The following is a 13,413-nucleotide window of genomic DNA, read 5'->3' as shown; positions in this document are numbered from 1 at the left end:
TCCCGGGCATGAACGCCAAGCGCCCGCTGATCGCCGTACTCACCGGCGCCGGGATCTCCACCGACTCCGGTATCCCCGACTACCGCGGCCCGAACGGCCTGTGGCAGCGCGACCCGGGCGCGCAGCGGCTGGTCACCGCCGGACCGTACCTGTCCGATCCGGAGGTCCGCCGCCAGGCGTGGCGGATGCGGGCCGCGCCCGGCGCGCTCGCCGCCGAGCCGAACGCCGGGCACCGGGCGCTGGTGGCGCTGGAGCGGTCCGGGCTGCCGCTGCGGGTACTCACCCAGAACGTCGACGGACTCCACCAGCGGGCCGGGCAGACCCCGCGCAAGGTGCTCGAACTCCACGGCACCGCAAGGGAAGTGCAGTGCGTGGACTGCCGCGCGACCGGCCCGACGGAGCAGGCCCTGGAGCGGGTCGCGGCGGGCGAGCCGGATCCGGCCTGCCTCGCCTGCGGCGGGATCCTGCGCCCGCGCACCGTGATGTTCGGCGAGCAGTTGGACCCCGAGGTGCTCCGGCAGGCGGAGGCGGTCAGCGCGGCCTGCGAGCTGTTCATCGCCGTCGGCACCAGCCTGAAGGTCTACCCGGTGGCCGCGCTTCCGTACGACGCGGTACGGGCCGGCGCCCGGCTGATCGTGGTGAACGGCGAGCCGACACCGCTCGACGAGGCCGCCGAGGAGGTCGTCCGCGAGCCGATCTCGACCGCCCTGCCGGCCCTCGTGGAACGGCTGATCGCCCGCCGCGGCTGACCGCCCGCGCACGCCGGGCGCGATGCCGGAAAGGGCCGCGACCTTTCCGAACTCCCAAGTCCCGGTGGCCTGTTCTGCGCTACGCTGCCGCGCGGAGCGGCGTGGTCGGTTTCCGGCCACGGGGGGAGGCCGCGCGGGCGGGGCACGCCCGCGCGCCGCACCGGGGCACAGGCGTGCCCGCTCCGCGGCGGCGCGTACGAAGGAGCCCTCATGACCCCAGGCCAGTTGCTGGACCGCACCGCGCTCGGGGGCGGACTGCGGGCACTGGCCGACCGCCCCGGACTCGCGCACCGCCAGGAGGAGCTCCGCGAACTGGGCCTGGCGCTCTCCGGGGCCGGCGACCTGGACCGCTGGACCGAACTCGACCTGGTGCACAGCTTCGTCCGGCCGGAGAGCGTCCGGGCCGCGGTCCGGCCCCGGCCCGCGCCGAGGTTCTGGGCCTGGGCCGAAGTGGCGCTGGGCGGGCTCGTGTTCGTCCCCCTGCTGGTCACCTGGGGCGGGCTGATGCAGGCCAGCGGCGCCTACCGGGCACTGGTCGGCGCGGACCCCCGGCAGGCCGCGCGGCCCTTCCTCCAGCTCTGGCAGACCGGCTTCGAGGGCCGGCTGCCCGGCTGGGCCGGCTTCGAGGACATCGCGCGCTCCGCGACCCTCTTCATCGCGCTGCTGCTGGCGCTGTCCGTCGCGCACGGCCTGCGCAGGGCGGGCACCGAGCGCCGCGAGGCGGCGGCCGAGGCCGAGGCCGAGGACCTGCTGGCGGAGCTGGCGCCGCTGCTCACCCGGGCCCAGCTGGTGCTGAACGAGCGCCGCCGCTCGACGCCGCAGCGCTTCGCGGCCGAGCTCACCGGCGCGGCGGAGACCCTGGAACGGCTCGTCCGGCAGGCCGCCGACACCCAGCGCGACCTGAGCGGGGCGGCGCTGGCCGTCGAGCGCTCGGTCGCCGGGGCCGAGCAGCGGCTGGCCGAGGCGGGCGCGGCGGTGGACCCGCTGCGCCGGGCCGTCGACGGCGTGGAGAAGGCGGTCGGCGGCATCGGCCGGGCCGTCGACGGCGTCGGCCGGGCGGTGAAGGACAGCGGTGACCGGCTCGCCGGGACCGTCCGGGACGGCGCGGCGGCCACCGACAACCTGGTCCACCGGAGCGGTCGGCAGGCCGCCGACGCGGTCGACCTGGTCCGGCAGGCCACCGACCGGGTCGGCGCCGGACTCGCGGACGCCGGGGAGCGGGTGGAGGGCGCGGTGCGGGACCTCGCGGTCGCCCAGCGCGGCTTCACCACCGGCGCGGAGACCGTCGCGGACGTCGGCGGGCAGATGCTGGAGCGGCTCGACGGCCTGGCGCGGGAGGTCGTGGCGATGGCGGACCGGGTCGCCGCCGCGGCCTCGGCGGCCACCGCGGCGGCGGCCCGGCTGGACGCGGCGGCCGACCGGCGGGGCGAGGGGTCCCCGGGGATCGTCATGGTGAAGACCTCCGCCGGCCCCGGGCCCGACGAGGGCGCCGCCCGGTCCCGGGGCACCGCTGCCGCCTCCGCCACCGCCACCGCCGCCGCCCCGGGCGGCGGTGCGGCCTCCGGTACAGCCTCCGGGACGGCCTCCGGGACGGCCTCCAGTACCGCCGGCGACCTGGACGACCGGACGCTGCTCGACCTGGACGAGGTGCCGGTGCACGGGCAGGGCCGATGAGGGGCCGGTTCCGGACCACGCGGCCCGGCCTCCGCGGAACCCACCTGGTCGGCTGGCTGTTCGCCGACATGCTGCTGGTGCTCGCCCTGGTCGCGATGGGCGACCAGGGCGACCCGGTGGCCGCCGAACGGGCCGCCGCGACGCCCACCGCCACCCCGAGCGCGAGCGCCGCCCCGAGCACCGCGCCGCTCCCGACCCCCACCCCGACCGGGCCGCGCGGGGTCGAGCACGACCCGGTCAGCGTCGACGTGACCGGGGACGCCGCTGACACGGCGGGCCTGGCCGCGCAGATCCGCGCCGCCACCGAGCCCTACGCCGGACGGCAGGCCGCCGTGGTCCTCACCTTCGGCAGCAACCGCGACCCGGGCGCCGGCCAGGCGTACGCCCACACCGTCAACGGCCTGCTCGCGCAGGCCCGTCCGGAGATGTTCCGGGGCACCACCGCCCGGGACTTCATCTCGCTCGCGGACAACCCCCGGCACGCCTCGCTGGAGATCTACTTCTACACCGGCTGACCGCCACCCCGGCCGGCCGCCGACGCCCTGCCGTTCGAAGGAGAAGTGCAGTGCAGATCCTCCCGTTCTACGCCGTCTGCGACGAGTCCTCGTCCATGACCCTGTACATCGACACCCTCAACAAGGCGCTGTTCGAGCTCCACCAGGAGATCAGCACCAACCCGACCGTCGCCGACAAGACCCGGTTCGGGCTGATCGGCTTCTCCACCGACGCCCATGAGCTCCAGCCGCTGGTCGACCTGAGCGACCTCGAGGAACTGCCGGCCCTGGAGGCCTCCGGTCTGACGTCCTTCGGCAGAGTCTTCGACCTGCTCGGCCGGGCGATCGAGCGGGACGTGCGGGAGCTGAAGGGCGAGGGCCACGACGTCTACCGTCCAGTGGTCTTCTTCCTCTCCGACGGCGAGCCGACCGACACCGACTGGGAGCAGCCCTACCAGGACCTGCTCGCCGCCGCGTTCCGGCCGCACATCATCGCCTTCGGCATCGGCCAGGCCGACCGGGCGGTGATCGCCCGGGTCGCGACCTTCAAGGCCTTCATGCAGGAGGACGGGGACGCCGATGTGGCGCCCGCGCTGCGGGAGTTCGCGGCCAGCCTGACCCGGTCGATCGTGCGCTCGGTGAGCGGGGCGACCGCCGCCGGCACCGGTATGAGCCTCCAGGTCGACGACCAGCTGTCCGGCTTCACCACCGTCTCGCTCGACAAGCTCTGAGCCGGGCCGCCGGATGAATGCGCACGAGAGTCCGCCGCCGGCCGGCCGGGTGTCCGAGCCCGGGCCGCAGCACGCGCCGACCCGCAAGGGCGACCCGATCGAGGTCGCCGCCTCCGTCTACGAGAACTGGGACCTGGAGTCCCCGCCGGCCCCCGGCCCGGCCCCGACCCCCGCGCCCGACGAGGCCCTCGCGGGGCCCGTCGTCACCCCCGGGCGGGTGACGCCCGAGGACTTCCTGCCGCGGCCGATCGGCCAGGGCCCGGCCGCGGTCCGCGAGCCCTGGGCGGACCCGGTGTCGCCGCTCGGCGGCCCGGTCGAACCGGCCTCCGCCGCACCCCCGGCCGCACCCTCGGCCGGGACGGCCGCACCCACCGGACCCGAGACACCTGCCGACGCCGAGGCAGCCGCCGGACCCGAGGCGCCCACCGGCGCCGACCCGGTGGTCCGGCCGTCCTCGTTCCGGACCCCGGGACCGCTCGCCCACGTCGGCCGCAAGGCCCCCGCCTACCCCGCCGAACCGACCGACATCCCCGCCGTCCGCGGCGGCGACCTCTACGGCGTCCTGCTGCCCGACACCGTCGTGGACGGCGGCCGGTTCGGCCCGGTCACCGTCCGGGCCGCCTCCGTCCGCGGCGACTCGCACCGCTACGCGGCCGAGTGCCGGCAGGACGCCGCCCTGGTCGTCCGGGCCGGCGGGCTGCTGCTGGTCGCGGTCGCCGACGGCGTCGGCTCCCAGCCGCACTCCCACCACGGCTCCAACGGCATCGTCCGGCTGCTGGCCAAGCACGTCCTGCCGCAGGCGGACACCCTGCTGGGCCTCCTGCGGACCGGCGCCGCGGCGGACTTCGCCGGCCTGACGAGCCGGCTCGTCGCCGCCGCAGCCGAGGAACTCGCCCAGGAGGCCGAGCGGTTCGGGCATCCGCCGAAGAGCTGGTCGACCACGCTCCGGGCACTGCTGGTACCGGCCGACCCGGAGGTCCCGGCCCGAGGCTTCGTCGCGGTCGGCGACGGCGGACTGCTGCGTCTGCGCGAGGGCGGCTGGGAGAACCTCGACGCCGACGGGGACGGCGACGGCGACGACGGCCCGGGCACCCTGATCAGCACCCGGACGGACTGCCTGCCGGAGGCGTACGGGCTCGTCCGGACCGCGCTGATCACCGACACCCGCCCCGGCGACGTGCTGGTGCTCTGCACCGACGGGCTCGCCCTCCCCCTGGTCAAGGAGCCCGAGCTGCGGGAGTTCCTCGGCGGGCGCTGGGGCCGCGAGGTGCCCGGCCTGGCCGAGTTCCTCTGGCAGGCCCAGGTCCGGGTGCGCAGCTACGACGACGACCGCTCGGTCGTCTGCCTCTGGGAGGCGCCGGCATGACCGCCCCTGACATCGCCACCGCGCTGGCCGGCGGCGCGGACCTCGGCCTCGCCCTGCTGCCCGCCGGCCCCGAGGCCGGCCGGGGCGGTCAGGGCCTGGTACGGCGGCTGGACGGCGTCCCGGAGGTGCTGTTCAAGCGCTACCTGGAGCCCGGGCGGGTGCACGGGCCGGCCCTGGCCGAGCTGGTCGCGCTGCGGCTCGCCCTGCCGCCGGACGACCGGGACCGGCTGGACGCGCAGGCCGCCTGGCCGCTCTGCCGGGTGGTGGACGGCCCGCGCTGCGTCGGCTTCCTGATGCGCGAGGCACCCGCCTCGATGACCTGGCGGACGGCCTCCGGCGGGTCCAGGCTCACCGAGGCGCAGTACCTGCTCTACCCGGAGAAGCCCGCCACCCAGGGTGTCGCCCGCCCGGACCCGGAGCAGCGGCTGGCCCTGGCGCTGGAGCTGCTGGGGCTGATCGACCGGCTGCACCGCCTGGGACTGGTGATCGGCGACCTCTCGCACGCCAATGTGCTCTGGTCGGTGCGGCCCGGACCGGCGGTGCACCTGCTGGACTGCGACGGCATCCGCCGGGTCGGGGCGGCGCCGGTGCTGGAGCAGGCCGACACCCCCAACTGGTCCGACCCGCTCGCCCCGCACGGCGGCGCCGCCTCACTGGACAGCGACCGCTACAAGGCGGCCCTGCTGATCGGCCGGACCCTGGCACAGGACCCGTACCTGGCGCCGGGAGCGCCGCTCGATCCACTGCCCGGGGTGCTGACGGAACGACAGCTGGGCCAGGCCCGCCGGGTCTGGGAGCAGGCCGGCGGACCGTACGGGAGCCGGCCGGACCCGACCGCCTGGCTGCTGGCGCTCGGCGACCGGGGCAGCATCCCGCTCGCCCCGGCCGGGGCGCCGGTGCCGCGTCCGTCCCGGCCGGTCGACGCGCGGCTGTTCGACGGCCGGGCACCCCGGGGCAGCATCCGGCTGCAGCGGCCGGACTGACGAGGTCCGGAGTGACGGGGTCCGGACTGACAGCGTCCCGACTGACGGGGTCCGCCGCCCCTGGGGCCGGACGGAGCGCGTGCGTACGATGATCCTTCCGGCTCCCCCTCACGGCCTGGAGTGATCGACCGATGACGACGACGGTGAAGTTCGACCCCTGGTCGGCGGCGTTCGTGGCCCACCCCTACGACGCGTACGCCGAACTGCGCGCACAGGGTCCGGCGACGTACTTCGAAGCCACCGACCAGTGGCTGGTCCCGCGCTACGCCGACGTCGGCGCGCTGCTGCGGGACCGCCGCCTCGGCCGCACCTACACCCACCGGTTCAGCCACCAGGAGTTCGGCCGGCCCGGCCCCGACCCGGCGCACGAGCCGTTCCACACCCTCAACGACAACGGCCTGCTCGACCTGGAGGCCCCGGACCACACCCGGATCCGCCGCCTGGTCTCCAAGGCCTTCACCCCGCGCATGGTCGAGAGCCTGCGCCCGACCGTGCGGCGCCTGGCCGACGAACTCGTCGACGAGCTGCTCGCGGCCGGCGGCGGCGACCTGATCGCCGCCGTCGCCGAACCGCTGCCGGTCGCGGTGATCGCGGAGATGCTCGGAATCCCGGAGTCCGACCGGCACCTGCTGCGCCCCTGGTCGGCCGACATCACCGGGATGTTCGAACTCAACCCGACCGAGGAGACCGCCCGCCGGGCCGTCACCGCGAGCACCGAGTTCTCCGACTACCTCCGCGCACTGATCCGCGACCGCCGCACCGCCCCCGGCACCGACCTGATCAGCGCGCTGATCCAGGCCCAGGAGGGCTCCGACGCGCTCAGCGAGCAGGAGATGGTCTCCACCTGCGTCCTGCTGCTCAACGCCGGCCACGAGGCCACCGTCAACACCACCGGCAACGGCTGGTGGGCACTGTTCCGCAACCCCGCCGAACTCGCCCGGCTGCGCGCCGACGTGGACGGGCTGCTGCCCACCGCCGTCGAGGAGCTGATGCGCTGGGACACCCCACTGCAGATGTTCGAGCGCTGGGTACTGGAGGACATCGAGATCGGCGGCGTGACCGTCCCGCGCGGCGCCGAGGTCGCCCTGCTCTTCGGCTCCGCCAACCGCGACCCCGACCGCTTCACCGCCCCCGACCGCCTCGACCTCGGCCGCAGCGACAACCCGCACATCACCTTCGGCGCCGGAATCCACTTCTGTCTCGGCGCCCCCCTCGCCAGACTGGAACTCACCGAGTCCTACGGCACCCTGCTCCGCCGCGCCCCGGGCCTGCACCTGGTCCGCGAGCCCGAGTGGCGCCCGGGCTACGTGATCCGCGGACTCGAGGAACTGCTGGCCGAGGTGTGACGGAAGAGGGGGAGCGGGCCGTGGGCGACAAGGCGACGGGGGCACTGCTGGGACTGGCGATCGGGGACGCGCTGGGCAAGGTCACCGAGTTCTCGGAGGTCGAGCTGATCGCGTCGCAGTGGCCGGACTGGCGGCGGCTGCCGCTGCCGGACGACGGGCTGGTCACCGACGACACCCAGATGGCACTCGCCCTGGCCCGCGCCCTGCGCACCGCCCTGGCGGACGGGCCGCTCACTCCGCAGGGCCTGGAGCCGCCGCTGCGCGCCGAGTTCCTCGCCTGGTCGCGCTCGCCGCAGAACAACCGCGCCCCCGGCATGACCTGTCTGCGCTCCTGCGACCGGCTCGCCGCGCCCGGGGTGCGCTGGCAGCTCGCGAGCGACGTCGGCTCCAAGGGCTGCGGCGCCAATATGCGGGTCGCCCCGCTCGGCCTGGTCCGCGAGCTGACGACGACGCAACTGGCCGGCGCGGCCCAGCTCCAGTCCGGCCTCACCCACGGCCACCCGACCGCGCTCGCCGCGAGCGAGCTCACCGCGTACGCCGTCCGCAAGCTCGCCGAGGGCCTGCCGCCGACCGGCCTGCCCGCCGTGCTGCGGGCGTACGCGCTCTCCCGCCGGGGCCGGTACGACGCGCAGTGGCTCGACGACCTCGCGGCGCACGCCCAGGACCGGACCACCGAGGGTTTCGCCACCCGGGGCTGGGACGAGTGCCTGGCGGTGCTCGACCGGCTCGACGCCGCGCTCGCCGCGCCGGACGTCGAGGCCGACCCCTGCCTGGCCACCGGCGAGGGCTGGATCGCCGAGGAGGCGCTCGCCACCGGACTGCTCTGCTTCCTGCTGCTCCCGGACGACCCGGTGGCCGCCGTCCGCCGGGCCGCGTACTCCTCCGGGGACTCCGACTCGATCGCCTGCCTGGCAGGCGCCTTCGCCGGGGCCCACGCGGGCGCCGACGCCTGGCCGGCGACCTGGGTGGAGCGGATCGAGCACCGGGACGAGCTGCTGGAGTTCGGCGCGCTCTGGGACTGATCCGGGACTGACCACCGCTCGCCGCTGTTCGCCGCGGAGGCGGGCGGCGGGGCGGGCCGGTCGACCGGCAGGCCGCTGGAAGAGCCGGAGACACAGGTCGTCGTGCGGCCGAAGACCGGTGCGGGAACCGGGGCCGGGCGGGCCGCGTCGAACCGGCACCGAGGCGCGGGCACCGGCCCGTGCCGGGATCCAGGGGCGAGGTCAGCCATGTCCGCCACGACCGTCCGCACCCGCCGCCCGGCGGTACTCCTGCTCTGCTGCGCGGCCCTGCTCACCGCCTGCGGCTCCACCGGCGGCGGGACCGGGGTGGTTCGGGCCGAACCCGCCTCCCTGCCAGCCGCGGACCCGGCGGCGGTCGCCGCCACCGCGACGGCGACCGCCGCGTTCGGGCTCGACCTGCTGCACACCCTCACCGCCGATCCCGGCGCGGCCGGCCGCAATCTGGTGCTGTCGCCGTCCGGCCTCGCGACCGTCCTCGCGATGGTGCTGCCCGGGGCCCGCGGCGCCACCGCCGATCAGTTGGCCAAGGCCCTGCGCACCGGGCTCTCCCCCGAGCAGTACGCGCTCGCCACCGGCGCCCTGAACCGCTCCGGCGCGGACCAGGGCGGCAAGGGCGGGGCCGTCCTGCGGCGGTCCGACGACCTCTGGGCCCAGCGAGACTTCCCGCTCGACCCGCACTACCTCGGGGTGCTGGCCGCCGGCTTCGGCACCGGCGTGCGCAGCACCGACTTCCGCAAGGACCCGGAGGGGGCCAGGAAGGCCGTCAACGGCGTCGTCGAGAAGGCCACCGAGGGCCGGATCAAGGACCTCTTCGCCGAGGGGCAGATCAATCCGGACACCCGACTCGCGCTCACCGACGCGCTGTACCTCAAGGCCGACTGGGCCCGCCCGTTCAAGGCCGGGCGGACCGCCGACCTGCCGTTCCACCGCCTCGACGGCTCCGAGGCGCCCGTGCCGACCATGGCCGGCACCGAGGCGCTGCGCTATGCGGAGGGCTCCGGCGGCATCCTCGGCCAGCCCTGGCAGGCCGTCGAACTCCCCTACGCGGGAAGCACCCTGGCGATGGACCTGATCGTGCCCGCGCAGGGCGGCTTCACGGCGTTCCGCCAGGGGCTGGACCAGGCGCAGCTGGACCTCGTGCTGGGCGCGCTCGCCGAGCGGGCGGTCGACCTCACCCTGCCGAAGTTCCGCTTCGACAGCGGCGGCGAGCTCACGCCCGTGCTGAAGGCCCTCGGCGTCACCGCCGCGTTCGAGGACGACGCCGACCTCTCCGGCATCCCGGGGCCGGGCGCCACGGAGCGGCTCCGGATCGGCCCGGTGGTGCAGAAGGCCACCGTCCAGGTCGACGAGCAGGGCACCGTCGCGGCGGCCGGCAGCGGTGTCGGGGTGGAGGCCATGGCCGCGGCCCCGCCGAAGCAGACCGTCCAGCTGCACATCGACCGGCCGTTCCTCTTCCTGATCCGGGACACCGCCTCCGGCCTGCCGCTCTTCCTCGGCCAGGTCACGGACCCGTCGGCCGCGAAGTAACCCACGGCGCGCGCGGATCCGAAGGGGCCGAAGGGGGCCGGAGCGGGGCCGGAGAGTCCGGACGGCGGCCGGTCAGACCGGGTAGCGGTCCCCGAGCGCCGGATGGCCCGGCTCCCGGCTGCCGAACAGCACCAGCAGGTCGTCCGCCGTCCGCAGCAGCGCCTCCCGGCCCTCCACCGCCTCGGTCCAGTCGGCCGGCAGCCCCGAGGCACCGTAGGCGGCGCCGACCAGGTTTCCGCAGACCGCGCCGGTCGAGTCGCTGTCCCCGGAGTGGTTCACCGACAGCAGCAGCGCCGTCCGCGCGGGCTCGACGCCTTCGGCACCGTCGACGCCCTCGGCGCCCGCCAGCAGGCAGTACACCGCGATCGCCAGGCACTCCTCGGCGATCCAGCCGAGACCGACCCGCTCCACCGCCTCCGCCGACGGCCCGGACTCCTGGGCCACCCGCACCGCCCGCGCCAGCGCCTGCACCGTCTCCTTCGAGGCCGGCCACTCCCGGGTCTGCTCCACCGTCTCGCCGACCGCCGCCCAGGGCTCCGTACCGGCCGCCAGCCGCTCCACCAGCGCCGCAAAGGCGCCCGCCGCCAGGTAGCCGGTCGGGTGTCCGTGGGTCAGCTGCGCGCACTGCGCGGCCAGCCCGAACGCCTGCTCCGGCCCCAGCCGGCCGAGACCGAACGGTGCCGAGCGCATCACCGTGCCACAGCCCTTGGAGTGCGCGTTGATCGGTCCCGGCTGCCCCAGCGCCACCGGCGCCTCGAACACCGGGTGGTACTGCACCCCGGTCAGGCAGGCGTTGCCCGGCGCCCGCCGCGCGTACAGGAACGGCTCGCGCAGCAACCAGCCGTCGTACGGGTGGGGCAGCGGCTCGCGGTCGGGCGCGCCCTGCTGCTGGGTGAGCAGCCACCTCCGGTAGGCGCCGTGCACTGCCTCCGGCACCGAACCGCCGCCGCCCGACCAGCCCCGGACGAAGCCGCGGATCAGGCCCTCGGCGGTGAAGAGCGTCATCTGGGTGTCGTCGGTGACCTCGGCGACCAACCCGCCGCCCGGCAGGCCGGTCACCCCATCCGGCCCGAAGCGGTCCCGGATCTGGTCCAGCCGCTGGAACTCCACCGGCCAGCCCAGCGCGTCGCCGACCGCCCCGCCGAGCAGCGCGCCGCGCACCCGGTCCCGGTAGCCGGTCTCCGTAGTCGTCCTCACACTGCCCGCCCCTCGTCGGTCCCCGTGCCCTGTTGTACCAGGCGCCCGGATCCCGGCCGAGGCTCCCCGCCGAGCGACCCGCCCCGGGTCGGCCCCGGGACGGCCCCGAGTTCGGCTGCGGGGTCGGCCCCGAGGACGGCCCCCGGGGTCAGCCGCGGATCTCCCCCGAACGGCCGCGCAGGGACGCCCGGTCCGCCGCCGCCCGGCCCGCCGCCCAGCCCTCGCCGTCGCTCACCCGCACCCGCTGCGACACCAGCTTGGGGAACATCCGGCCGACCTCGTGGTCCACCGCCTCGGTCCGCGCCTTGAGGGCCGGCAGCAGCCGCTCGTCCGGGACCAGCTGCTCCGCCGTGCCGTCCTCGCGCAGGTGCCGGCCGGCCGCCGCGTCGCTGGTCGTCCGCTCGGTCGCCTCCGTCAGCCGCTCCCGGATCCGCGCCGCGTACGCGATCAGGAAGGACTGCCGGAACGCCTTGGTCCGGGAGGCCCCGTCCAGGTGCTGCCGGGCCCCGGCCTGCTGCATCGCGTGGGTGGCCTGCACCAGCAGCGAGGTGTACAGCAGCTCGACGCCGTCGAGGTCGGCGTCGAAGCCGATCACGGTGCAGAAGCCGAACTCCTTCGCCCACACCACCCGGCAGCGGTTGGCCGCCGCCGCGGCGTCCAGCAGCATCGTCTTGGGACTCTCGTACGGGTTGTCCACCCCGATCCGCAGCGCGCCCGGGGCGTGCGGGTCGGCGCCCTCGACGGCGAGCAGCGCCTCGTCGATGCTGTGCTGGGCCATCAGCTGCTGGGCCTTGGCGGTCAGCGCCTCGGCCTCCTCGGGGAAGTCGGTGGACTCGGCCTTCGCCAGCAGCGCGCGGATCCGCGACAGCATCCGGGGCTCGCCCGCCACCGGGCCGCGCTGCCGCTGCTCCGGGCGCGACGTGTGCGACGTGTGCGCCGACCGCCCGGGGGCGGGGCCGACCGGGGCGATCGGCGGCAGCCGGCCCCAGCTGCGCAGCAGCTCCAGCAGCACGGTGGCCAGCGCGAACCGGTCCAGCCGGTGCCGCTGGGCGAAGCCGGACAGGTACGCCTCGTCGGAGGGCCACCAGACCTCCGCCTCCAGCTCCCGCAGCTGCTCCTGCCAGCGGCGGTCGAGCGCGGCGACCGGGTGGCGACGGCCCTCGGCGGCGATGAGGTCCACGGCGAGCGCCAGGTGCACCGGCTTCAGTTCGCGCCGCACCACGCGCGCCAGGTCCGCCGGGCGCCAGCCGGCCGACCAGCACCGGCCGACCGCCGTGTCGGCATGGCCCAGCGCCGCCCGGCTCACCGCCGGCCACTGCCCGGCGGAGGCCGCCAGCAGTGAGGCGCCGGTGTCCAGCGCGAGGTCCAGCCTCTCCTCGGGGGCCGTCACCACCTCGCGCACCGCCGTGTCCAGCAGCACCCCGACGTCCCCGTCCCCGCCGCCGCCACTCTGTCCACGCCTGCCCACGCCTACCTCGTCCCACGAACGGTCCCGTGCATCTCCCGCCCATGATGCCGGACCGGCCCGCCGGACGTCGGCTCTCCAGCCCGGGCGCCCCGCCCGACGCCCCTGGCCGGCGCCTCTGCCCGACGCCCCGACCGTCCCCGCCCGGCTCCCCGACCGTCCCCGCCCGGCTCCCCGCCGCTCAGGCCGCGACCGGCCGGCGGACCCCCGGGCGGAACCCGGCCAGCGGGGCCAGCGCCACCAGCTGGCAGACCGCGGCGAGCGGGAGGAACGCCAGGTCAGCCGCCGTCAGCACGGTCGCGACGGCCATCAGCACCGGGCTCCACCAGCGCAGCACCCGCCCGGCACCGACCGAGGCGCCCACCAGCAGCGCCAGCAGCCCCAGGTGGAACAGCAGCGGGAGCGCCGAGTAGAAGAGCGGCTCGACGCCCGGCCGGCTCTGGACCGCCTCGAACAGGCGGTTCTGGTCGGCCTTGTCCACCGCCACCGCGCCGACGTACAGGTCGATCCCGATCTGTCCCAGCGAGGCGGCGAGCCCGGTAAGCGCCGCGCCCAGCACCACCCGCCCGGCCGTCCGGGCCCCGGCCGTCCGGCGCGGGCCGGGGGCCCGCTCCAGCGCCACCAGCAGCGGGGCGAACAGCAGCAGGGCCAGCAGCAGCAGGCTGTGGCCGACCAGCCAGCCGGGGCCGGGGTCGCGCGATCCGTCCAGCAGCCGGATGCCGCCGTACAGCGCCACCAGCACGGGGGCGGCCACGACGGCGACGGTGGTGGTGGGGCGGGCGGGCGGGACGGTGTTCACAGGGCACTCCTGACGAGGTGGGGCCGCCGGCCCGGCCGACGGCTCCGGCGACGGCCGGCA

12 protein-coding genes are annotated in these 13,413 nt (G+C 76.3%); 9 read left to right on the top strand and 3 right to left on the bottom strand.

Annotated features, from left to right (window positions below):
• Positions 1-8 precede the first annotated feature (8 nt).
• From SM793_RS28785 to SM793_RS28745, 9 genes are all read left to right on the top strand, one after another.
• The gene (locus SM793_RS28785; RefSeq protein ID WP_320441225.1) at positions 9-749 is read left to right on the top strand and encodes an SIR2 family NAD-dependent protein deacylase; all 741 of its coding nucleotides are present in this window, start codon (positions 9-11) and stop codon (positions 747-749) included.
• 210 nt (positions 750-959) lie between these two features.
• The gene (locus tag SM793_RS28780; RefSeq protein ID WP_320441224.1) at positions 960-2,423 is read left to right on the top strand and encodes a methyl-accepting chemotaxis protein; all 1,464 of its coding nucleotides are present in this window, start codon (positions 960-962) and stop codon (positions 2,421-2,423) included.
• Positions 2,420-2,938 carry a hypothetical protein gene (locus SM793_RS28775; protein ID WP_320441223.1) on the top strand — a complete coding sequence of 173 codons (519 nt, stop codon included), beginning with the start codon at positions 2,420-2,422 and terminating at the stop codon, positions 2,936-2,938. Before SM793_RS28780 ends, SM793_RS28775 begins: the two co-directional genes overlap by 4 nt.
• Positions 2,939-2,988: 50 nt before the next feature.
• Entirely contained in the window at positions 2,989-3,648 is a 660-nt protein-coding gene (locus SM793_RS28770) for a vWA domain-containing protein (RefSeq protein ID WP_320441222.1), read from the top strand.
• Between the two features lie 13 nt (positions 3,649-3,661).
• A complete protein-coding gene (locus tag SM793_RS28765) occupies positions 3,662-5,014 on the top strand; it encodes a protein phosphatase 2C domain-containing protein (protein WP_320441221.1) in 1,353 nt (450 codons plus the stop codon).
• Positions 5,011-5,997: a hypothetical protein gene (locus SM793_RS28760; protein ID WP_320441220.1), complete on the top strand. Its 987-nt coding sequence runs from the start codon at positions 5,011-5,013 to the stop codon at positions 5,995-5,997. The genes SM793_RS28765 and SM793_RS28760 overlap by 4 nt, the downstream gene beginning before the upstream one ends.
• Positions 5,998-6,128: 131 nt before the next feature.
• A complete protein-coding gene (locus SM793_RS28755) occupies positions 6,129-7,343 on the top strand; it encodes a cytochrome P450 (protein WP_320441219.1) in 1,215 nt (404 codons plus the stop codon).
• Positions 7,344-7,363: 20 nt separating this feature from the next.
• Positions 7,364-8,365, top strand: a complete 1,002-nt coding sequence (locus tag SM793_RS28750; RefSeq protein WP_320441218.1) for an ADP-ribosylglycohydrolase family protein — start codon at positions 7,364-7,366, stop codon at positions 8,363-8,365.
• A gap of 207 nt (positions 8,366-8,572) precedes the next feature.
• Positions 8,573-9,892, top strand: a complete 1,320-nt coding sequence (locus tag SM793_RS28745; RefSeq protein ID WP_320441217.1) for a serpin family protein — start codon at positions 8,573-8,575, stop codon at positions 9,890-9,892.
• A gap of 72 nt (positions 9,893-9,964) precedes the next feature.
• On the opposite strand, the gene SM793_RS28740 is transcribed toward SM793_RS28745, so the two are convergent.
• The 3 genes from SM793_RS28740 to SM793_RS28730 form a co-directional block, all read right to left on the bottom strand.
• Positions 9,965-11,089 carry an ADP-ribosylglycohydrolase family protein gene (locus SM793_RS28740; RefSeq protein ID WP_320441216.1) on the bottom strand — a complete coding sequence of 375 codons (1,125 nt, stop codon included), beginning with the start codon at positions 11,087-11,089 and terminating at the stop codon, positions 9,965-9,967.
• Between the two features lie 148 nt (positions 11,090-11,237).
• Positions 11,238-12,557, bottom strand: coding sequence for a DUF2786 domain-containing protein (locus SM793_RS28735; protein ID WP_320441215.1), 1,320 nt, complete (start codon positions 12,555-12,557; stop codon positions 11,238-11,240).
• Between the two features lie 178 nt (positions 12,558-12,735).
• Complete coding sequence (locus SM793_RS28730) at positions 12,736-13,353, bottom strand: hypothetical protein (protein ID WP_320441214.1); 618 nt, start codon at positions 13,351-13,353, stop codon at positions 12,736-12,738.
• Between the last annotated feature and the right edge of the window lie 60 nt (positions 13,354-13,413).

Source organism: Kitasatospora purpeofusca (assembly GCF_034043715.1).
Classification (GTDB): Bacteria; Actinomycetota; Actinomycetes; order Streptomycetales; family Streptomycetaceae; genus Kitasatospora; species Kitasatospora purpeofusca_A.
This window is presented reverse-complemented; position numbering and strand designations above follow the sequence as displayed.

What these genes read in the sequence shown, in the direction of transcription:
- SM793_RS28785 (WP_320441225.1), top strand. Translation starts at nt 9, where the DNA reads ATGAACGCCAAGCGCCCGCTGATCGCCGTACTCACCGGCGCCGGGATC.
- SM793_RS28780 (WP_320441224.1), top strand. Translation starts at nt 960, where the DNA reads ATGACCCCAGGCCAGTTGCTGGACCGCACCGCGCTCGGGGGCGGACTG.
- SM793_RS28775 (WP_320441223.1), top strand. Translation starts at nt 2,420, where the DNA reads ATGAGGGGCCGGTTCCGGACCACGCGGCCCGGCCTCCGCGGAACCCAC.
- SM793_RS28765 (WP_320441221.1), top strand. Translation starts at nt 3,662, where the DNA reads ATGAATGCGCACGAGAGTCCGCCGCCGGCCGGCCGGGTGTCCGAGCCC.
- SM793_RS28760 (WP_320441220.1), top strand. Translation starts at nt 5,011, where the DNA reads ATGACCGCCCCTGACATCGCCACCGCGCTGGCCGGCGGCGCGGACCTC.
- SM793_RS28755 (WP_320441219.1), top strand. Translation starts at nt 6,129, where the DNA reads ATGACGACGACGGTGAAGTTCGACCCCTGGTCGGCGGCGTTCGTGGCC.
- SM793_RS28745 (WP_320441217.1), top strand. Translation starts at nt 8,573, where the DNA reads ATGTCCGCCACGACCGTCCGCACCCGCCGCCCGGCGGTACTCCTGCTC.